General features: G+C 39.1%; 22 protein-coding genes. 18 read left to right on the top strand and 4 right to left on the bottom strand.

Annotation, left to right across the window (positions count from 1 at the left end; translation table 11 throughout):
• Window positions 1-6: 6 nt before the first annotated feature.
• From gspD to AC5NT5_RS01460, 12 genes are all read left to right on the top strand, one after another.
• Window positions 7-2070 carry a type II secretion system secretin GspD gene (gene gspD / locus AC5NT5_RS01405; protein WP_039488559.1) on the top strand — a complete coding sequence of 688 codons (2064 nt, stop codon included), beginning with the start codon at window positions 7-9 and terminating at the stop codon, window positions 2068-2070.
• Complete coding sequence (gene gspE / locus AC5NT5_RS01410) at window positions 2063-3628, top strand: type II secretion system ATPase GspE (RefSeq protein ID WP_002962032.1); 1566 nt, start codon at window positions 2063-2065, stop codon at window positions 3626-3628. The genes gspD and gspE overlap by 8 nt, the downstream gene beginning before the upstream one ends.
• A gap of 2 nt (window positions 3629-3630) precedes the next feature.
• Window positions 3631-4866: a type II secretion system inner membrane protein GspF gene (gene gspF, locus AC5NT5_RS01415; RefSeq protein ID WP_002962033.1), complete on the top strand. Its 1236-nt coding sequence runs from the start codon at window positions 3631-3633 to the stop codon at window positions 4864-4866.
• 81 nt (window positions 4867-4947) lie between these two features.
• The gene (gene gspG / locus AC5NT5_RS01420) at window positions 4948-5370 is read left to right on the top strand and encodes a type II secretion system major pseudopilin GspG (RefSeq protein ID WP_002962036.1); all 423 of its coding nucleotides are present in this window, start codon (window positions 4948-4950) and stop codon (window positions 5368-5370) included.
• A gap of 49 nt (window positions 5371-5419) precedes the next feature.
• Entirely contained in the window at window positions 5420-6007 is a 588-nt protein-coding gene (locus tag AC5NT5_RS01425; protein ID WP_039488557.1) for a pilus assembly FimT family protein, read from the top strand.
• Window positions 6007-6381 (top strand): type II secretion system minor pseudopilin GspI, encoded by a 375-nt coding sequence (gene gspI, locus AC5NT5_RS01430; RefSeq protein WP_002962039.1) that lies wholly within the window; start codon window positions 6007-6009, stop codon window positions 6379-6381. The genes AC5NT5_RS01425 and gspI overlap by 1 nt, the downstream gene beginning before the upstream one ends.
• The gene (gspJ, locus tag AC5NT5_RS01435; protein WP_494513235.1) at window positions 6382-7020 is read left to right on the top strand and encodes a type II secretion system minor pseudopilin GspJ; all 639 of its coding nucleotides are present in this window, start codon (window positions 6382-6384) and stop codon (window positions 7018-7020) included.
• On the top strand, window positions 7013-8002 hold the full coding sequence (gene gspK / locus AC5NT5_RS01440) for a type II secretion system minor pseudopilin GspK (protein ID WP_494513236.1): 990 nt from the start codon (window positions 7013-7015) through the stop codon (window positions 8000-8002). Before gspJ ends, gspK begins: the two co-directional genes overlap by 8 nt.
• Window positions 7999-9207, top strand: coding sequence for a type II secretion system protein GspL (gene gspL, locus AC5NT5_RS01445; RefSeq protein ID WP_154904188.1), 1209 nt, complete (start codon window positions 7999-8001; stop codon window positions 9205-9207). The genes gspK and gspL overlap by 4 nt, the downstream gene beginning before the upstream one ends.
• On the top strand, window positions 9204-9677 hold the full coding sequence (locus AC5NT5_RS01450; protein ID WP_024596393.1) for a type II secretion system protein M: 474 nt from the start codon (window positions 9204-9206) through the stop codon (window positions 9675-9677). The genes gspL and AC5NT5_RS01450 overlap by 4 nt, the downstream gene beginning before the upstream one ends.
• 3 nt (window positions 9678-9680) lie before the next feature.
• Entirely contained in the window at window positions 9681-10439 is a 759-nt protein-coding gene (locus tag AC5NT5_RS01455) for a type II secretion system protein N (RefSeq protein ID WP_182683009.1), read from the top strand.
• A 22-nt stretch (window positions 10440-10461) separates the two neighbouring features.
• The gene (locus AC5NT5_RS01460) at window positions 10462-11049 is read left to right on the top strand and encodes a UPF0149 family protein (protein ID WP_024596395.1); all 588 of its coding nucleotides are present in this window, start codon (window positions 10462-10464) and stop codon (window positions 11047-11049) included.
• Window positions 11050-11076: 27 nt separating this feature from the next.
• Here the strand turns inward: AC5NT5_RS01460 and AC5NT5_RS01465 are convergent, their stop codons facing one another.
• Window positions 11077-11283 carry a hypothetical protein gene (locus AC5NT5_RS01465; protein WP_002962050.1) on the bottom strand — a complete coding sequence of 69 codons (207 nt, stop codon included), beginning with the start codon at window positions 11281-11283 and terminating at the stop codon, window positions 11077-11079.
• Window positions 11283-11642, bottom strand: coding sequence for a hypothetical protein (locus AC5NT5_RS01470; protein WP_002962051.1), 360 nt, complete (start codon window positions 11640-11642; stop codon window positions 11283-11285). The genes AC5NT5_RS01465 and AC5NT5_RS01470 overlap by 1 nt, the downstream gene beginning before the upstream one ends.
• 288 nt (window positions 11643-11930) lie before the next feature.
• Between AC5NT5_RS01470 and ccoG the strand changes: the two genes are divergently transcribed.
• The 4 genes from ccoG to AC5NT5_RS01490 all read left to right on the top strand — a co-directional run bounded on the left by ccoG (window position 11931) and on the right by AC5NT5_RS01490 (window position 15734).
• Window positions 11931-13361, top strand: a complete 1431-nt coding sequence (gene ccoG / locus AC5NT5_RS01475; RefSeq protein ID WP_002962052.1) for a cytochrome c oxidase accessory protein CcoG — start codon at window positions 11931-11933, stop codon at window positions 13359-13361.
• Between the two features lie 85 nt (window positions 13362-13446).
• Window positions 13447-14421, top strand: a complete 975-nt coding sequence (locus AC5NT5_RS01480) for a serine/threonine protein kinase (RefSeq protein WP_024596396.1) — start codon at window positions 13447-13449, stop codon at window positions 14419-14421.
• Between the two features lie 34 nt (window positions 14422-14455).
• Window positions 14456-15079 carry a thiol:disulfide interchange protein DsbA/DsbL gene (locus tag AC5NT5_RS01485; RefSeq protein WP_002962054.1) on the top strand — a complete coding sequence of 208 codons (624 nt, stop codon included), beginning with the start codon at window positions 14456-14458 and terminating at the stop codon, window positions 15077-15079.
• Window positions 15080-15095: 16 nt separating this feature from the next.
• The gene (locus tag AC5NT5_RS01490) at window positions 15096-15734 is read left to right on the top strand and encodes a thiol:disulfide interchange protein DsbA/DsbL (RefSeq protein ID WP_002962055.1); all 639 of its coding nucleotides are present in this window, start codon (window positions 15096-15098) and stop codon (window positions 15732-15734) included.
• A gap of 65 nt (window positions 15735-15799) precedes the next feature.
• Here AC5NT5_RS01490 and trmA read toward each other — a convergent pair whose 3' ends face one another.
• Window positions 15800-16897: a tRNA (uridine(54)-C5)-methyltransferase TrmA gene (gene trmA / locus AC5NT5_RS01495; protein WP_494513237.1), complete on the bottom strand. Its 1098-nt coding sequence runs from the start codon at window positions 16895-16897 to the stop codon at window positions 15800-15802.
• A gap of 162 nt (window positions 16898-17059) precedes the next feature.
• On the opposite strand from trmA, the gene AC5NT5_RS01500 reads away from it, so the two are divergent.
• Entirely contained in the window at window positions 17060-18199 is a 1140-nt protein-coding gene (locus tag AC5NT5_RS01500) for a DUF5610 domain-containing protein (protein ID WP_494513238.1), read from the top strand.
• Between the two features lie 65 nt (window positions 18200-18264).
• Window positions 18265-19065, top strand: coding sequence for a glutamate racemase (gene murI, locus AC5NT5_RS01505; protein WP_024596400.1), 801 nt, complete (start codon window positions 18265-18267; stop codon window positions 19063-19065).
• On the opposite strand, the gene AC5NT5_RS01510 is transcribed toward murI, so the two are convergent.
• Window positions 19028-19507, bottom strand: a complete 480-nt coding sequence (locus AC5NT5_RS01510; RefSeq protein WP_024596401.1) for an RNA recognition motif domain-containing protein — start codon at window positions 19505-19507, stop codon at window positions 19028-19030. The two genes, murI and AC5NT5_RS01510, sit on opposite strands and share 38 nt — an antisense overlap.
• Between the last annotated feature and the right edge of the window lie 539 nt (window positions 19508-20046).

A 20046-nucleotide genomic window follows, 5' to 3' on the forward strand; every position in this document is an offset into this window, starting at 1 on the left:
AATATAATGGTTCAGGTGCTACACCTCAAAAAAATTAAAAAAGGGTTAGCTAAGTACGCAGCACTTTTTTTGGCGGCAAGTATTTCTTTGTCTGTTTCTGCTGTTGAATATGCTGCTAACTTTAAAGGAACTGATATCAACGAGTTTATTAATATTGTTGGTAAAAACCTTAATAAAACAGTGATTATTGACCCTAACGTGCGCGGCAAAGTAAATGTTCGCAGCTATGAGTTAATGGACGAAGCACTTTATTATCAGTTCTTCTTGAATGTATTGGAAGTTTATGGCTACTCAGCTGTTGAAATGGACAATGGCATAATTAAGATAGAAAAAAGTTCAGACGCCAAAAAATCAAATGTACCACTTATTGACGAAGGTAGTGAAGCTAGCGGCGACATGATGATTACACGTGTTGTACGTGTTAAAAATGTAAGTGTACAAGAGCTTGGCCCTTTGGTTCGTCAATTTAGCGATCAAAAAGATGGTGGTCACGTTGCCAACTTTAATGCGGCTAACGTTATGATGCTAACGGGTCATGCAGCATCGGTTAATCGCTTAGTTGAGATCATTCGCTCTGTTGATCAGGCGGGTGACAAGCGTGTAGACATCGTTAAGCTTAAATATGCGACGGCAGATGATGTTGTCTCTGTGGTAGATAATATTTATAAAGACAGCGGTAAAGGCAGTGTACCTGAATTCTTAATTCCAAAAGTTGTGGCTGATGGCCGAACTAATAGCGTTATTGTAAGTGGTGAAGGCCAAGCACGTACACGTGCTATTGAGCTCATTAAGCGCTTAGATGGTGAGCTAGAAAGCCAAGGTAACACCAAGGTGTTTTACTTAAATTATGCTAAAGCTGAAGATTTAGTCAAAGTATTACAGGGTGTTAGTAAGTCCCTTGTTGAAGATGCACAAGGCGGTACTACTAAAACTCGTAGCAGAAGCAATAATGAAAGCAGTATAGAGTCTCACCCTGACTCAAACTCATTAATTATTACCGCACAGCCAGACACAATGCGATCACTTGAATCTGTAATTGAACGTCTTGATATTCGCCGTGCCCAAGTACTAGTTGAAGCCATTATTATTGAAGTAATGGAAGGCGACGGGGTTAACTTAGGCCTGCAGTGGATTTCTGAGCAGGGCGGTATGCTGCAGTTTAACAACGGCACTACGGTTCCCGTGGGTTCATTAGCTGTTGCTGCAGAGCAAGCACAAGATACAACCGTAACTAAAACTATCATTGGTACAGAAACTGGAACCGTTACTAGTTATGACGAAACGACTGAGGGTGACTATGATGCGCTTGCTTCATTGCTAAGTGGCATTAATGGTTTAGCGCTGGGCGTTGTTAAAAATGACTGGGGCGCAATTATTCAGGCTGTTGCCACTGATACAAATTCAAATATTTTGGCTACCCCTTCTATTACTACAATGGATAACGAAGAAGCTTCTATTTTAGTCGGTCAAGAAGTGCCTATAATTACAGGCTCACAAACGGGCAGTAATAATGCTAACCCATTTCAAACAGTTGAGCGTCAAGAAGTCGGTATTAAACTGATAGTTACGCCACAGATTAACGATGGCTCTGCAGTACAACTTACTATTGAGCAAGAAGTATCGAGCGTAAGTGGTGCAACTGCTGTTGATATTTCAGTTAATAAACGTGCAATTAAAACAACGGTTATGGCCGATGATGGCGGTATGGTTGTACTTGGTGGTTTAATTGACGAAGACGTACAAGAAAGTGTTTCTAAGGTACCGTTATTAGGCGATATCCCTATTTTAGGCCACCTGTTTAGATCAACAAATACAACGCGCCGTAAGCGTAATCTTATTGTATTTATTCGCCCAACCATTATTCGTGATGGTGTAAGCATGAATAAGTTAAGCTTTAATAAATATAACTTTATTCGCGGTGAGCAGTTTAAACAAAAAGAAGATGGTATTGAGTTAATGCCAATGACGGATACGCCTATTTTACCTGAGTGGAATGACGAACTAGTACTTCCACCTACGTATGAAGAGTCTCTACGTAAACAAAATGCACAAGAGCGTAAAGATGACTAATGCGATTCAAGAGATAAACCAAGATGTGGTTCATCCTCAAACGCATAATCAGGATGAGCTATTAACCAGTGATGTGTTAGTTGAGTTACCAGCAAAGCGTTTGCCGTTTTCCTATGCAAGACGCGCAGGTGTGTTACTGGGTAAAAACAAAGATCATCGTATAGTTTACTACCGTGGTGAGCTAGATGTGGAAGTACTATTAGAAGTACGCCGTATCGCAGGCCATGGTTTTACACTTGAGCAATTGGATGATGATAAATTTGAGCTATTGCTTGAAGCGTCATACCAACGTGATAGCTCTGAAACGCAACAAATGATGGAAGATATTGGCAACGAGGTTGATTTATTCTCACTTGCTGATGAGCTCCCGCAAACTGAAGATTTACTTGCTGGTGACGATGATGCGCCAATCATCAAGCTTATTAATGCCATGCTAAGTGAAGCGATTAAAGAAGGGGCTTCTGATATTCATATCGAAACCTTCGAGCAAGAGCTTGTTATTCGCTTTAGGGTCGATGGCGTGCTTAAAGAAGTACTTAAGCCTAATCGTAAACTTGCATCGTTACTTGTATCTCGAATTAAAGTAATGGCTAAGCTTGATATAGCTGAAAAACGTATTCCACAAGATGGTCGTATTAGCTTACGTATTGCAGGGCGTGCAGTTGATGTGCGTGTATCTACAATGCCATCGAGCTTTGGTGAGCGCGTAGTACTGCGTTTACTTGACAAAAATAACGCGCGCTTAAACCTTGAAGATTTAGGTATGACCGCAGAAAATCGCGCTTTGTTTTCAGATTTAATTAGTAAACCCCACGGCATTATTTTGGTAACAGGGCCAACGGGTTCTGGTAAAAGTACCACTTTATACGCTGGTATGAGCCAAATTAACTCACGCGATCGTAATATTCTTACCGTTGAAGATCCGATAGAGTACGAAATTCCAGGCATTGGGCAAACACAAGTTAATGCAAAAGTTGATATGACATTTGCACGTGGTTTACGTGCAATATTACGTCAAGATCCTGATGTAGTAATGGTGGGTGAAATACGCGACCTTGAAACTGCGCAAATTGGTGTTCAAGCGTCACTTACCGGTCACCTTGTTATGTCTACTTTGCATACAAATACCGCATCGGGTGCAATTACACGTATGGAAGATATGGGTGTTGAACCCTTTTTACTTTCATCGTCGTTACTCGGTGTGTTATCGCAACGCTTAGTACGTACGTTATGTAATACCTGTAAAGAAGGTCACACGGCTGATGAGCATGAATGCCAGCTGTTAGGGGTTCCTTTTGAAAGCCAACCGACAATCTATCGAGCGGTGGGGTGTGAAGAGTGTAACTTTAATGGTTACCGTGGTCGTACAGGTATTCATGAGTTACTTGTAGTTGATGAAACCATACGCGAAATGATTCACAACGGTAAAGGCGAGCAAAGCGTAGAAAAATACATTCGTAAGCGCAGCCCAAGTATTCGCCAAGATGGGTGTAGCCGTGTACTGGCAGGCAAAACAACGCTTGAAGAAGTATTGCGTGTTACCCGTGAGGAAGGTTAACTATGGCGGCGTTTGAATATCGTGCCTTAGATGGCCGAGGTAAAGAAAAAAAAGGCATTTTAGAAGCCGATACAGCTAAACAAATCCGCCAAACTTTACGTGATCAAAAACTAACGCCGCTTGAAGTTGTTCCTGCGGCGCAAAGTGATAAACAGGTCAAAGGCGAAAAAGCCCCTTTACTCGGTGGCTTTTTTAAGCCGACAATTTCAACCTCAGACCTAGCATTAATTACAAGGCAATTAGCAACACTTATTCAATCGGCACTTCCTGTTGAAGGCGCTGTTATGGCGGTTGCTGAGCAATGCGAAAAGCCGCGTTTAAAGCGGATGCTTATGTCGGTACGCTCAAAAGTAGTTGAAGGTTACACCCTTGCCGATGGTCTTAGTGAGTTTCCTCATGTTTTTGACGATTTATATCGTGCAATGGTAGCCGCAGGCGAAAAGTCGGGTCACCTTGACCAAGTACTTAATCGTTTAGCCGACTATACCGAGCAGCGCCAACATATGCGTAGCCAAATAACTCAGGCTATGGTTTACCCTATTATATTAGTGGTATTTGCAATTGGTATTGTGTCGGTATTACTGGGCACCGTAGTACCAAAAATATTAAAAACGTTTGAAAAAACGAAACAAGTACTTCCTTGGACAACCGAATGGGTTATGGCAGGCAGCCATTTTGTGCAAAATTATTGGTTTATTAGTTTAATAGCTATTACAGCTATAGCCATTGGTATTAAGCATGCACTTAAGCAGCCTAAAATACGTTTTTGGTGGGATGACCGAGTGCTACATATGCCAGGTATAGGTAAAGTGGCTCGTGGTATTAACACCGCACGTTTTGCGCGTACTTTAAGTATTTTATCGTCAAGCTCGGTACCATTACTTGAGGGAATGCGTATCTCTGGTGGCGTATTAATTAACGAAAAAATTAAAAAAGCGGTTGCAGATGCATCCGATAGAGTGAGTGAGGGTGCAAGCTTAAGAGCTGCACTTCAGCAAACTAAGTTGTTTCCACCAATGATGCTGCATATGATAGCAAGTGGTGAAAAATCAGGTGAACTAGAGCAAATGTTAGAGCGTGCTGCAAATAACCAAGATCGCGAATTTGAGAGCATGGTTAATGTATCGCTTAAACTACTAGAGCCTGCGATGATCGCCTCAATGGCGGTTATTGTATTATTTATAGTAATGGCAATATTGCAGCCAATAATGGCGATGAATAAAGCTGTTGGACTTTAAGTTAGAATAAATTTTTAAATATATTAGTGGTTTTACCTAAACCATTTTTACTTAATGTTTTTAGAATAATGAGGTAATTACGTGAATAAACAATCAGGTTTTTCTTTACTAGAAGTGATGGTGGTACTGGTTATCATCGGGATGATTATGTCAATTGTTGCACCTAACATTATGGGTCAGCAAGAAGAGGCTGCTATTGATAAAGCACATCTAGATATCCAGCAATTAGAAGATGCAATGAGCTTATACAAGCTTAAAAATAAGAGCTACCCAAGCACAGAGCAAGGTCTTGAAGCGCTAGTTACCCAAACAAGCATTGAACCGGTTCCAAAACGTTTCCCTGATGGTGGCTTTATTAATGAATTACCAGAAGATCCTTGGGGTAATACTTATCAGTTAATTAGCCCAGGTGAAATTGGCAAGTTTGATATTTTTTCTATGGGCCCAGACGGTGAAGCAGGTACTGATGACGATATCGGTAACTGGGACGAAGAAAAACAATAATGCCTAAGTACACCGTTCTGTATGAACATGTTAATGCTAGAGGCTTGCTATGAAAGCAAGCCTTAAGCAGCGCCATGCAAAAAGCAGAGGCTTTAGTTTAATAGAAATTTTAGTGGTATTAGTGATCATCGCTTTTGCCACCAAAATGGTGGTATATAGCTTAGAAGGCGGTGCTGAGGAGGAGTTAGATACTCAAGCACTAAGGCTGCATACCACCATTAATATGGCATCGGAATTTGCCATTTTAAACCAAGTTGAATTGGGCTTATTAGTAGAAGAAAATACATTAGAGTATTTAGTTTTCGATGGTGAAAAGTGGATTACTTTTGACCGTGAAGATCTTTTTAAACCAATAGAATTAGATGAAAGATTAAAGCTCACTCTTAACTTAGAAGATTTAGCGTGGGCGCAAGATAACCTCTTAGAGCAATCTAACTGGCGCGAGCTTATGAGTGGCGGCGATGAAGACAGCTTGCTTGAGCTAAAAAAGTTAAAAATCCCACAAGTACTTATTTTGTCATCAGGTGAGGTAAGCGCGTTTCAACTTATATTAGAGTTAAAAGAGCAAAGCGAGCCTGTGTATTACATTGAAGGTGAATTTACTGCACCAGTAAACTTTCGCCGAGAGCCAGAATAATGAAGCGCACTAAAGGGTTTACCTTATTAGAGGTGTTAGTGGCATTAAGTATTTGTGCCATGGCGGGTATAGCTGCAATGCAAGCAACAAGCGAGCATATACACCATTTAACGACTATTGAAGAGCAAACCTATGCATCTTGGGTCGCCGAAAACGTTATTATTGAACAGCGTACTAAAGGCGAACAATGGCAAGGTAAAAATAACCTTAAAGGCAGCGAAGTAATGGGCGGTGTTGAATGGTTTTGGCAGCAAGAAGTTACAGCGACTGCTGACAAAAGCTTTGTAAAACTAACCATAAATGTTTTTACGGATGAAAAATATGAGCATTCAGCATATGAGTTATCAACGTATTTAAATAAAGGCAAAAAGTAAGTGAAGCAGCGCGGGTTTACATTACTTGAAGTTATGGTTGCACTGGGTATTTTAGCTTTTGTTATTATTGCTACGCATCAAATACTCGAGACGACAACAAGAGCAAAAGATGCCTCCGATGAAAAGATTGCTGAGCTAAATGGATTGCAAACAACATTTAGATTAATGGATCAAGATTTTAGCCAAATGACCAAACGCGCAGTTCGCAATGAGTCGGGTGATGTTCAGCAGCAATATTTACTTGCTGGTCGTTACGTTTTAGAAAGCCAATACGATGGTATCGCGTTTGTACGAGATGGCTGGATAAATCCAATTAACTTATTGCCACGTTCAGAACTACAAGCTGTTGGTTATAGAGTGATTGACGATAACCTTGAGCGTGTTTATCGGGTTTATGTTGATCAGCTTGATAATATGGAACCGCGAGTTCAACGTGTGCTAGAGAATGTTGAAGAACTTAAGTTTGAGTTTTTAGATGATAAAAACGAATGGCAAGAACAGTGGGAAATTAAAGCCCTCCCTAAAGCGGTTGCTGTTACGTTGCAACAAATAGAAGCAGAGCCAATTCGTCGTGTATTTTTAGTTCCTGGGCAAGGCAAAGTTGTTGCTACACAAACTACGGATGTGAATAATGATTAAGCAGCAATCATCGCGCGGCGCAGCACTTGTTATTGTTTTGTTTATTGTGGCATTAGCGGCTATTTTAGCAGTAGAAATGAGTGCTAATTTAATGGTTCAAGTGCAAAAAAGTACAAACTTGCAAGGTCACCAACAAGCTAAATGGTACGCCTACGGTGCAGAAGAGCTTGCTATTAAAGGGCTAATACAAAGTAAAAAAGATGATGCAGATAAAACAACACTCGATCAAGTGTGGGCAACTCAAGGAGATGCTTCATACCCTGTTGATAACGGCACGTTAAGTGGCAAAATTACAGATTTACAAGCATGTTTAAATTTAAATGCTTTAGCCATAGCGCCAGAAGAAAATAGCGCAAGTAAAACAAACCCTGCACACAAAGCACTCTTTGCATTACTTGAAAACATTGAAGATTTACCTGCTGACGAATCAGAGGAGACGATGGCAGATAGTGTATTTGATTGGCTTGATGAGAACAGTATTACGTATCGCTCAGGTGCAGAAGAAGACGAGTACTTATCACGAGATTTTCCGTATATGACAGCCAATAGTTTATTTGCATCAACATCGGAGCTGCGTTTAGTTAAGGGCTTTAACCCTTTAGTGATGGAAAAAGTATTGCCATATGTATGTGTAATACCAGGCAGTACGCTTTTATCTATTAACGTAAATACATTATTGCCAGAGCAAGCGCTCATACTCAGTGCCTTGATAGAAAGCTTAAGCTTATCTGGCGCAGAAGCGGTGTTAGGCGCAAGACCGCAAACTGGCTTTGACACCATCGATGAATTTTTTGAACAGGTGAAGCAGCAAGGCGGTACTAATACTGACTCAATAAAAAGTCTATTTAGTATTAAAAGCGAATATTTTAAATTACAAACGCAGGCAAACTTTGTCGACCTGCGTTTTTCGATGACCACATTACTGCACGCTAAAGACGGCGACGTAACGATACTGGCGCGAAAATTTGGAGGCGTACAGTGACAGAAATACTGTTGATCCGCACGGGTCAAACCGAACAAGAATTACTTAACTGGTTAATTTACTCACCACAAGAACAAGAAATAATAGCCAGTGGCGAGTTACCAAATGCAGAGCATTTAAGTGAGCTAAGCGAAAAAGCACTTACCCGAGAAGTTGTCGTGTTATTACCCAGTGACCAAGTGCAATTAAAAACGGTCGCTTTGCCAACAAAATGGAATCGCAAGCTTGAGCAAGCATTGCCATACATGCTTGAAGAAGATATAGCATGTGACGTAGATGAACTGTTTATAGCTGTAGCGCAGCCGACAATGCTTGGTGAGCAACATGCAATTCGTGTAGCAATGACAGACCGTGAATGGTTTGAACAATGGCTCGCATTATTTGCTGAGCATAATCTATCAGTATACAGAATATTACCCGATGCTTTGTTGTTACCGCTTGCAGATGATGGTGCCGTAACTGCTATTGAGCTCAACAACCAATGGTTGTTTAAGCAAGGGCAATGGCATATTAGTGCGGTTGAATCTAGTTGGTTGAATGGCTATTTATCAGCCATGGGTAACCCCGACATTAAACATTTTAGCCCTGCTAATCAGTTTCCTGAAAGCGTTAACTTACAAGCCCAAACAAGCGATTACGATTTACCTCTAGCATTATTTGCAAAACAGTTAGATAGCGTTAATTTTAACTTACGCCAAGGTATGTATCAGCTTAAAAAACAAAGCGCTTTGTGGTGGGGTTACTGGAAAGGCGCCGCAATTATAGCAAGTGTTGCATTGGTTTCTACAATTACAATAAAAGCTATTGAGTTACACCAACTTAATACACAAGTAGAAGTAGCTAAAGCTCAAGTAGTCGACAGATATCAAAAAGCATTTCCGGGAACTAAAGTTCGCCCTAATCTAATTAAAAGCCAAATCAAAGGCGCGTTAGATAAAATACAAGGCTCAAGTGAATCCGGCTTTTTAGACTTAACGACTAATTTGGTTGATGTGTTTTCGCAAGTCAGCGAATTTACACCTGAAACACTTCGTTATGATAAACGTCGCAATGAGCTGCGAATTCGTGCACGGGCTAAAGACTTCCAAACTTTTGGTAAAGTAAAAATCATACTTGAAAAGCAAGGTTTAACTGTTGAGCAAGGGTCTTTAAATAATGACGGTGATTATGTCGTAGGCGAAATTAAACTGCGAGGTGCAGTATGAAAAAGCAGTTAATGAAACAGTGGCGTTCGCTTAAAGAGCAAGAACAACAATTGGTAATGGTTGCTGGTGGCGTGTTTATTATTTTTGTTTTAGTAATGGGAATATTTAGGCCATTAAATAACGCGATAGAAAAAGCACAGCAATCTCAAATTAAACAACAAGAGCTATTAGCTTGGGTTGATGACAGTATTGTTAAGCTAAAGGCTGCAGGCAACACCAGTGTTGCTAGCAATACAAACTTAAGCCAAGTGGTAAACTCTACTCGTGGACGCTATAAAATCAATATTAGTAAAATGCAGCCCAGTAGTGATTCTCTTCGTTTAACGCTCGACTCAGTAGAGTTTAATCAGTTAATAGAATGGCTAGATGAGCTAGTAAATCAGCATGGTTTAAAAATTGAAAATTTAGATTTAAGTCGCGATGATAAATCAGGCTATGTGCGCGTAAGCCGTTTAGTATTAGAGAATTAATTAATGAAAAAAATAATAACGTTATCGGCTGTCTTTTTAATTAGTTTTATTGTGTTTTGTATTATTAAATTACCAGCCAGTATCGCGCTTGATATAGCTAAGCCGTATTTTCCAAAGCAATTAGAAGTTGGGCAAACTGTAGGTACTGTTTGGCAAGGTCAAATGATGCAAGTTCGTTTTGATGGTGAGCAGTTAAATAATGTGCGTTGGGATATTGCAGGCTGGAAATTATTTACAGGCAAACTAAATGCGAACATAAAATTTGGTAATCCACGAGAACGCAGTGATATTTCGGGTTACGCAGATGTAAGTTATGGGTTTTTTAATAAAAAAGTAATAGTGACTGACGCCCTAGTACGCTCCACCGTAGAGCGTGCAATGCAACGTGTGCAACTTCCTCTGCCTGTTACCGCTAAAGGGCGTGTGATTTTAGAACTTGATGAATACAGCTCAGGCGCACCTTATTGTGATTCACTAAAAGGTGAAATAGCGAGCCCTAATATTGATGTTCAAGGTTTAAATGGATGGTTTAATATTGGACCTCTAGCTGGTAAGTTAAGCTGTAAGTCGGGTGATGTTGCTATATTAATTGACCCAGATAATACGCTTGGCCTTGAGGCAGATGCTACACTTAAAGCTAATTTCGACTTTAGAGTGGCAGGTTATGTAAAACCAGATGCCAGCTTACCTAAAGATGTACATGATGCGGTTAAGTTTTTAGGCCGACCAGATAACCAAGGTCGCTACCCGCTCAACTTTTAATGTTTTAATATAAAGAGTTTTAATGCAAATACCCCAATTTACTGAGTTGCACGCAAAGCAGCTCAGCTCATTTTTAAATACCCAATCTCAAGCAATGACCCTTGTACAAAGCCAAGGCTATTTATTTGGTGTAATTTGTTCGCCCAACCCATTAGATGTACATGAGTGGCTTGAGCAGATATTGCCAAACACAGCTAATGATTTAGATGAAGAAATGCTCTTTTTGTTTATGGCGCTTTATCACAAAATTAGTGAGCAGGTGTTCGAAACTGGATATAAATTACCAGACACATTTGATGCTGAATTTTGTAAGTCGTGGAGTAAAGGCTTCTTGGTTGCAACGAAAGCTTATGCAGAACCTTTGTTAAATGCACCGCAATTAGACGTTGATTTTAAACAAGCACTAGAAAGTGCGTTAAGCACACTAAGCTTTTTTGCACTCGACCAGCTAGCAATAGCTCAGATTGCCAAACAAAATAACATGACAATAGAAGCTTTGTGTCAGTATCAGTATGAATCTATGGGTGACTTTGCATTAGGTTTTGCTGAACTAATTGAAGTGGTCGCAATTAATAGCGGCTTGATAACCGACGAGAGTTGGGAAGAGTAATTATTAATACTAGGCGCTTAGTTTAATCTAAGTGCCTAGCTCTAATATAATATCCGTACAGCCTTGTTTACACTTTACTATGCCTTTACCAGGCTCGCTGGTGGCTAAATCAAGTGTTAAAACCCCATTACACTTCTCACACTTTAATGTTTTGCCTTGCGCTAATTGCTTGAGCATATTGCGCTGCTTATGAAATGAGTCGCTTGCTTTTTTATTTAATCCTGAAAAATCCACTACTTTGCTCGCTTTTGTTCTAATGCTTCAGTCACTATTTTACATACCGTATTTAAACGGTCGTCATAAAAATAAAGGTTTAAGTCACGCTCACGACAATAGCGTAGGTGAAATAACTGAACAGAGTCATCTGTTGTAAACGTTTTTTCTACATACTCACCTTCAGATTCAGATAGTTTAAGTTGACTGCTGATCCTATTTTTCGCCATATTTGCAGCGGGGCTTCTGTTGACCTTGCTTGCATCACTTAAAAAGCCAATGCCTTCACCTAGTAACCTTTCGCGAGGTTCTTTTATAAGTGGGTGATCGATTGTAAAAAAGGCAAGGATCACAACTACCAAAATAATAAATTTTTTCATGGATACGTAAACCTTGATCTAAGTAGGGTTGAATTACCATGCAGTGTAATAAACTGCATTTTAAAAGCAAGTAACTGGGATGAATAAATTATTAGCAATCTATGCCAGTAATTTTAACCAACATTGTTATAATGGTTAACAGCAGTCAGATATTTCTGAAATATCTGAAAGTATTCGAGAAGGCAATTTATTAAAGTAAATATGCCTAGCAAGTAACTTGCTAACTTTAAGTATAGAGTACTTGAGTATTGCTGGATTTTTATTTCCAAGCGGCGTTGAGGAACTTCGATGGACAAGCAAATTAAAGTAAAGAATATCCCTGTAGAGGTGAAAATCCAAAAACCGGATTTAAGCCGTCAAGATGATAGGTTCAATCCCCGGAATCGTATTTATGTGCGTGCTGTAAAAGGCCTACATCAATTACTTAGACAGCGCATTGGCTTTTTAGGCCTGCTTGCGTTTATGTTACTACCTTGGATTAATTTTAATGGCCAGCAAGCTGTGCTGTTTGATCTAATTGGTCAAAAATACAATATTTTTGGTTTAACGCTATGGCCTCAAGATTTTACTATATTAGCGTTTATCTTTATGTTGGCAGCATTTGCGTTGTTTTTAGTGACCACCTTCTATGGACGGGTGTGGTGTGGCTATACATGTCCGCAAACTGTTTGGACTTTTATTTTTATTTGGTTCGAAGAAAAGCTTGAAGGCACGGCTAATCAACGTAAAAAACTCGATCAACGACCCATGAATTTTGATAAGTTTTGGCGTAAGACGGCAAAGCATACTAGTTGGGTATTGTTTTCGTTGTATACCGCAATTTCTTTTGTGGGTTATTTTACGCCAATAAGGGAGTTACTCCCTGACTTTGTAACGTTTGATGTAGGCGGTTATGCACTAGTCAGTATTATTTTCTTTGCAGCGTGTACTTATGGTAATGCCGGTTGGATGCGAGAAATTATGTGTTTACACATCTGTCCTTACTCTCGTTTTCAATCAGCTATGTTTGATAAAGACACATACACCGTAACGTACGACGAAAGCCGAGGTGAAAGCCGTGGTCCTCGTTCACGTAAAGTAGACCATAAAGATTTAGAACTAGGCGACTGTATAGACTGTAACTTGTGCGTTCAAGTGTGCCCAACAGGTATTGATATTAGAAATGGGCTACAAGCTGAGTGTATCAACTGTGGTGCATGTATTGATGCGTGTGATGGCGTAATGGATAAAATGGAATACCCGCGTGGGCTTATTTCATATACGACAGAGCGAAATCTCGAAACCCCAGAAAATAAAACAAATCCACTGCGAGCTAAAATTATTGGTTACACGGTCATACTTGTTGTGCTTACGGGAGCGCTTGTCGCTAATATAGCACTGCGTAAAACAATGGACTTTGATATTATTCGTGACCGAAACCAATTATATCGTGTCGATTTTGATGGTTTAGTAGAGAACACCTATACATTAAAGGTAATTAATAAAGCGCAGTACGAGCAAACCTTTAATATTAAAGTACAAGGGTTAGATAACTTTAAGTATATTGGTAAGCAGTCATTTACTGTGCAGGCAGGGGAATCTCATAACGTACCATTGTCACTTGTAATGGACCCTTATGATTTGAAGGCGCCGATGACTGAGTTTAACTTTGTGCTTTCACCGGTAGATGAGCCGGATGAGACAATATCGCAGTCGAGTAACTTTTTTAAAGCGCGATAATCGCAACTTACCTTAATTAGGTAAGTTGATATAGCAATTAACAAAAGCGGGTATATAACCCGCTTTTATTTTATATAAGAAGAGTATGAGTAAATTTAGTTTTATTGACTTAACACCTGATCTAATACTCGATGCAATAGAAAGCGTAGGTGTGTACGCCGAATCTGGTTTATTAGCGCTCAATAGCTATGAAAACAGAGTGTACCAATTTAAAGCGGATGATGGCCTGCGTTACGTAGTGAAGTTTTATCGCCCAGAGCGCTGGAGTAAAGAGCAAATTCAAGAAGAGCATGACTTTGCATTTGAACTAGCGGATGCAGAAGTACCCGTTGTTGCCCCTATTTTATATAATGGGCAAAGCTTGTTTGAACACGAAGGGTATTTGTTTGTGTTGTTTCCAAGTGTAGGCGGGCGTTTATTTGAGGTTGATAATTTAGATCAGCTTGATGTAATGGGGCGATTAATTGGCCGAATGCACCAAGTAGCTAAAACAAAACCTTTTACTTATAGGCCAACAGTTACCTGCGAGGAGTATTTGCATACAGCCAAAGTTCATCTTCAAAAAAGTAACTTAGTGCCCATGGGAATAAATACTGCCTTTTATACTATTTTAGATTTAGTGATAGAGCAGGCGCAAAAACAGTATAAAGATGTGCAAAGTATTCGCTTACATGGTGACTGCCACGTTGGTAATATTTTATGGGCAGGTGATGCGCTAATGTTTGTTGATTTAGATGACAGCCGCCAAGGTCCTGCAATCCAAGATTTATGGATGATGCTCAGTGGCGATAGAGCGACGCAACTGTTACAGTTAGACACCCTTGTAAATGCGTATGAAGAGTTTTGTGATTTTGATCACTCTCAACTCAAATTAATTGAACCGCTGCGAGCAATGCGTATTATTCATTATATGGGATGGGTAGCTAAACGATGGAGTGATCCTGCTTTTGTGCGGAACTTTACATGGTTTGCTGATGACAAATACTGGGAGCAACAAATTTTAGCACTGAAAGAGCAGCTTGCAGCATTGCAAGAAGCACCGTTAAAGTTATTGCCGTAATATTTTATTTAAAGACAAGTACAACGAGATACAAATGCTTAAAAAATTAAAACTGAGTTTATTACTTTTATGTTTACCATTTGCAGCACTTGCTGCACAGTTTGAAGTTGATAATCAATACACTGTTATAGATGTAGACAAAAGCAAGTCACCGCAAGTAACCGAGTTTTTCTCATTTTACTGTCCACATTGCTTTAAGTTTGAACCAGTAGCAAAAGCAATTGAAAAAGGCTTGCCAGAAGGCGCTGAGTTTATTAAAAACCACGTTAACTTTTTAGGTGGCGTGTCGCCACAAGCACAAAGTAATTTAAGCTTTGCCTACTTAATTGCTAAGCAGCATGGTCAGGCGCAAAGCATTAGCGATCAAATTTTTAAAAGTATCCATGTTCAACGTGCACCATTAACTGAAATGAAAGACGTTAAAAAATTACTTGAAGTAAATGGTATTGATAGCGCAACGTTTGATCAAGAGATTGCAAGCATGCCTGTTATTTCAGCTGAGCAAGCAATGCAAAACAAACAGAATAAATATTCAAAATTAGGCGCACTTACAGGTGTACCTACTTTTATTGTTAACGATAAATATAAAATAAACCTCAACACCATCAAAAATCAAAAAGAACTTGATGAGTTAGTAGCGTTTTTATTAGCACTATAAATTTCGGAGTATAATAATGATTAAATTAGTTAAAGCAGGTTTGCTTGCAATATTACTTCCTATGGCAGCAACAAGCTTTGCAGCAACGTATGAAGAAGGCGTGCATTACGACGTAGTTTCTGAGCGTGCAACTAAAAAGCCAGAGGTTAAAGAGTTCTTCTCATTTTACTGCCCTGCATGTAATAACATGGAAGCACTAATTGGTGAGTTTAAGCCTAAGCTTGATAAAAACGTTAAATTTAAAAAGAGCCATGTTGATTTTGTAGGTGTACGTGACCCAGAAAACCAACAGATGATGAGCCAAGCACTGGCGACAGCTGAAGTGCTTCCACAAAAAGATCAGATTATTTCTGCAATCTTTAATCATATCCATACAAAGCGCGCTAAATTTAATGAGCTTGCAGATGTAAAAGATATATTTGTAGCGCAGGGCGTTGATGGTGATAAGTTTGATAAGCTGTTTAAAAGCTTCTCGGTACGTACGCTGAGCTCTAAAATGAAACGCGATCAAGACTACTTTAAAGAAAAAGGCGCACTACGTGGCGTACCTACCTTTATTGTAAATGGTAAGTACAAATTAAACCTAGGTCGTGAGTCGGGTATTACTAAACCTGAAGACATTAGCAAATTAATAAATTACTTAGCTAACAAGTAAGTTTAGCTAAAACAAAAAAAGCTCCTTAAGGAGCTTTTTTTATGGTTAACGTTTACTGAGCGTATTTATTTGCGCTGTAAGAAAACGCCCGACTCAATGTGATGCGTATAAGGGAACTGATCAAATATAGCAAAGCGCTTAATGTTATGTGTCCGTGTTAAGTGATCAAGGTCGCGCTCTAGGGTTTCAGGGTTGCACGATATATAAATTATGCTTTCGTAATTAGTCACTAAGTCACACGTTAATTCATCCATGCCCGCGCGTGGTGGATCAACTAATATGGTTTGGCAGTCATAGCTTTTTAAATCAATCCCTTCTAAACGCGAAAAAGTACGCTCGCCATTCATTGCTTGAGTAAACTCTTCACTCGACATACGAATAATATCTAAGTTTTCTACGTTGTTTTTAGCAATGTTGTATTGAGCAGAATGAACAGATGATTTTGATATTTCTGTCGCTAATACTTTATTAAAAGAACCCGCTAATGCAATTGAAAAGTTACCGTTACCGCAATACAGTTCTAGTAAATCATTTTTAAGTGGTTTACATAAATCTTGTGCCCACTCCAGCATATGAATATTTACTTTTGCATTAGGCTGAGTAAAGCTATTTTCTACTTGTTGGTATATAAGCTCTTGACCATTAACTGTTAAACGTTCAGTTACAAAGTCATCACCTAGTACTTCTTTTTGTTTACGAGCACGGCCTATAAAGTCAATTTTGTATTTACTGCTAAGCTTTTCTTTCAGTGCTTTAATTTCACTTAACCATTCATCATCCAGTGGTTTGTGATAAAGCAAGCTTACTAAAATTTCACCGCTTAGCGTTGATAGGTAATCGATTTGAAATAACTTACGGCGTAATATTTCACAAGGCTTAAGATTTTCAATCATCACCTGCATTATTTCACCTACTAGAGGCGCTGCTGGGTCAAATGTATCAACACGGATTTTTTCTTTTGTTTGTTGATCAAACATAATGTGAAACAGATCGTCACCGTCGTGCCATACTCTAAATTCAGCACGTTGGCGGTAGTTAGTTGGCTCTGAGCTAAATACTTCTAGTTGCTCCACACCAAAACGTTGAAACTGCGTACTAATGCGCTGCTCTTTTTCACTTAACTGCGCTTGGTACTGTGTGGTATCTATTTTAATAACTGCCATTAACGCTACTACCTTATCTAAGATCTGTTTATCGGCGCTATTGTAGGGAGCGCTGCGTATTTGTCTAGTTTTGGCTAGCATTTATGCTGTTTTATTGAACATTGTACTTTAGTTTTTGTTGTTATAGCCGATAATAAACTACGCACGCTTAGGAGACGAATCATGAAAATAGGTAATTATGGCTTTACGCCAAACAACAACATCAATAAATTCAATAATAAAGCTGATATACAGCAACCTACAATTACGTCTCCTCAAGATAGCTATCAACAACGAGGCCGAGAGTTGGCCGCAAAGGTGCTTGGCGATAAAATGGCTGAGCAGCTTGGATTACCTATCGCAGAAAAAAAAGCAGATAAACCACTATTTGATTTTGATGAAATAGTAAAAAACGTACTCGATTTTGTAAGTAGTGCTGTAAATAAAGCAAAAGCTAACGGCGCTGATGACGAAAAGCTCAAAGATATGCTAGGCGATGCGCGCAAAGGAGTCCAAATAGGGATTGATGACGCTGTTGATGAACTCAAAGGTACAGGCGTATTTAATGATGACATGGAAGAGGGCATTAATAAGTCCAAAGAGGGAATTTACAATGGGCTGGATAAGTTTGAAGAGTCGTTATTTAACCCACAACCTGCCAGCGTAAATATAAGCCAGGCTCAATACGTCAGTATGACGAGTAATGCCGAATATAAATTTACTACCGCAGAAGGCGATGAGGTAAGTATTAGCTTTGCTGATGCATTTGAATCTCAATCGGCAAGTGGCTATCAGCAAAATAGTAACAGTGAGTCGTTTGCAAGCTCATCATCGCAATCTCGACAGGTATCATTTTCGATGTCGGTAAATGGTGACTTAAACGAGCAAGAGCAAGAAGCTATTAATGCGATGATGGAAAACTTACAAGATTTAAGTAAAACCTTTTTTGGTGGTGATTTAGATGAAGCATTTGAACAAGCGCAAGAGCTGAGTTTAGACAGCGATCAGCTGGTGGCTTTTTCTATGGATTTACGCCAAACAAAAACAATAGCAACAGTTAAAAGCTATGAAGAATATAAACCAGCACCAGAAAAACAAGTAGCAGAGGGTTTAGCCCCTTTTAATGACGACCTTAAAAATGCTTTTGAAAAAGCGGGTGAGCTTGGATTACAAAATCAGCTAGCTGGCATTCTCCAATGGTTAAATCAAGATCAGGAACAAATAGATAAGTTAGTAGATTATACAAAGTCTATGTTCGAAAACCTTAATCAGTTAAATTCAGCAGCCGACAGGCTTACTGATTTAGAAACCGCGCAAAGTTAAACTACTTTCTTTTATAAAAACCTCATGGCAAACTGCCGATCTTAAAGTAAAGTAGGAACGGTAGTTTGTCAGCGCATATAATGGTCTTTGATTCAGGTATTGGTGGAACTACTGTACTTGAACATATCAAGCAAAGTATCCCCAATGCTCAGTACAGCTATTTTATGGATAATGCATTACTACCTTATGGTGCTCAGTCCCAACAAACTATAATTAACCGATTATGTTCACTTATTCATTTCATCAAAGCCAACACGCTTAACGTCGATTTAATTGTAATAGCGTGTAATACAGCTTCTACATCTGCACTCAGCGCTGTTCGCCAAATTACGGATATTCCTATTGTAGGTGTTGTGCCAGCAATAAAGCCTGCGGCAGAATTAACACGCTCAAATCATATTGGCTTGTTAGCCACACCGGCAACGGTCGCCAGTTCATACACAAAAACATTAATTGCTGAACATGCACGTAATGTGATCGTTAATCTGTATAGCAGTGTTGAATTAGTAACGTTAGCTGAGGAATGCTTTTTTACAGGCTCTTTAGATACAAATAAGTTGTATCAAGTACTTGATGAACTACATATAGATAAAACAATAGATGTACTTGTACTAGGGTGTACGCACTTTCCGATATTAGCAGAGCCGATTAGTCAGTATTTTGAAGGGAATGTAAAATTACTTGATTCAGGTGTAGCGATAGCAAATAGAGTCAACTTCCTACTTAACCAACTTAACTTATGTGTGGATAAACAAACAGACATAAAAAAGCCGCTGCAATATTATGCAACGGCTGATGTGTTTAGCAATAAGCTAGCGGTAAAGCTAGTTACACTGACTGATCCGTCTCAGTACGTAGAGCATTAGAATCATCTTCTTGTTTTTGTTTTGCTTCACGTACCTTTAAAGTACGTTGTTGGAACTCGCTATCGTTCAAGTTAGCAATTGCATTGTCTGCATCAGCTTGCGCCATTTCAACAAAACCAAAGCCACGACGTTTGCCAGTATTCTTATCCTTTAATAAACGAACATTGAATACTTTGCCTTGTTCTTCAAATAATGCACGAACCACACCTTCGTTTGCACGATAAGGAAGGTTACCAACATAAAGCGTTTTTGTTTTAACTTCAGCTTCTTCAGTCACATCAGATGATATTGCAGCAATAGCAATCGCACCTATTAATAAACCAGCACCAAATAGTAATGCAGGGTTTAAAGCTAAGCCGCCTAAAGCAAACTCAACAACAACAAAACCAACTACAGCAAGAATAACAGAGAAGATAAAAGATTTTTGATCGGGTAATTTCATTTTAGATCTACCAATAAACAGGAAATAAACATTAATTTAACATTGTGAACTTGCTATCTTAACGCCTAAATCAAACATAGCAATGATATTTGTATTAAATAATAAATAAGAGCATAAAAAAGCATCATCTTAGAGGGGTTTTCATGTGGTTTTACGTGGTTTTGTTCTATTTTTGTTCGAACAGTAAAAAGATCTAAAAAAAGGGTTGATCTGTTTTTGGATCTCCCTATAATGCGACCCCACTGAGACGGGAAACGCCGAAGCATAGCAAGGCACGAACTGCTTAGAGAGTTAAATAAAACTTCGGTTTTAAATCTTCCAAAAGAAAATTTAAAACAAAGTATTGACTCGAAAAATAAAGGGTGTATTATTCGCATCCCTTGAGACGCTAAAGCGACTCAAAACGTTCTTTAACAATATAAAGCAATCATCTGTGTGGGCACTCGTACAGATTGAGTTCTAACAGCCAAGCTACTTAAGTAGCGAGGCAAACAAATTAGAGTCTCAATTGAAAACTGAGTGACCAACAGAATAGTTAT

It is taken from the genome of Pseudoalteromonas sp. J2K-J599 (assembly GCF_059295115.2).

Coding starts and splice junctions, on each gene's coding strand:
- AC5NT5_RS01425 (WP_039488557.1), top strand. CDS start 5,420: ATGAAAGCAAGCCTTAAGCAGCGCCATGCAAAAAGCAGAGGCTTTAGT.
- gspF (WP_002962033.1), top strand. CDS start 3,631: ATGGCGGCGTTTGAATATCGTGCCTTAGATGGCCGAGGTAAAGAAAAA.
- AC5NT5_RS01485 (WP_002962054.1), top strand. CDS start 14,456: ATGCTTAAAAAATTAAAACTGAGTTTATTACTTTTATGTTTACCATTT.
- AC5NT5_RS01490 (WP_002962055.1), top strand. CDS start 15,096: ATGATTAAATTAGTTAAAGCAGGTTTGCTTGCAATATTACTTCCTATG.
- ccoG (WP_002962052.1), top strand. CDS start 11,931: ATGGACAAGCAAATTAAAGTAAAGAATATCCCTGTAGAGGTGAAAATC.
- AC5NT5_RS01500 (WP_494513238.1), top strand. CDS start 17,060: ATGAAAATAGGTAATTATGGCTTTACGCCAAACAACAACATCAATAAA.
- gspE (WP_002962032.1), top strand. CDS start 2,063: ATGACTAATGCGATTCAAGAGATAAACCAAGATGTGGTTCATCCTCAA.
- trmA (WP_494513237.1), bottom strand. CDS start 16,897: ATGGCAGTTATTAAAATAGATACCACACAGTACCAAGCGCAGTTAAGT.
- AC5NT5_RS01480 (WP_024596396.1), top strand. CDS start 13,447: ATGAGTAAATTTAGTTTTATTGACTTAACACCTGATCTAATACTCGAT.
- AC5NT5_RS01450 (WP_024596393.1), top strand. CDS start 9,204: ATGAAAAAGCAGTTAATGAAACAGTGGCGTTCGCTTAAAGAGCAAGAA.
- gspD (WP_039488559.1), top strand. CDS start 7: ATGGTTCAGGTGCTACACCTCAAAAAAATTAAAAAAGGGTTAGCTAAG.
- AC5NT5_RS01470 (WP_002962051.1), bottom strand. CDS start 11,642: ATGAAAAAATTTATTATTTTGGTAGTTGTGATCCTTGCCTTTTTTACA.
- AC5NT5_RS01460 (WP_024596395.1), top strand. CDS start 10,462: ATGCAAATACCCCAATTTACTGAGTTGCACGCAAAGCAGCTCAGCTCA.
- gspK (WP_494513236.1), top strand. CDS start 7,013: ATGATTAAGCAGCAATCATCGCGCGGCGCAGCACTTGTTATTGTTTTG.
- gspI (WP_002962039.1), top strand. CDS start 6,007: ATGAAGCGCACTAAAGGGTTTACCTTATTAGAGGTGTTAGTGGCATTA.
- AC5NT5_RS01510 (WP_024596401.1), bottom strand. CDS start 19,507: ATGAAATTACCCGATCAAAAATCTTTTATCTTCTCTGTTATTCTTGCT.
- AC5NT5_RS01455 (WP_182683009.1), top strand. CDS start 9,681: ATGAAAAAAATAATAACGTTATCGGCTGTCTTTTTAATTAGTTTTATT.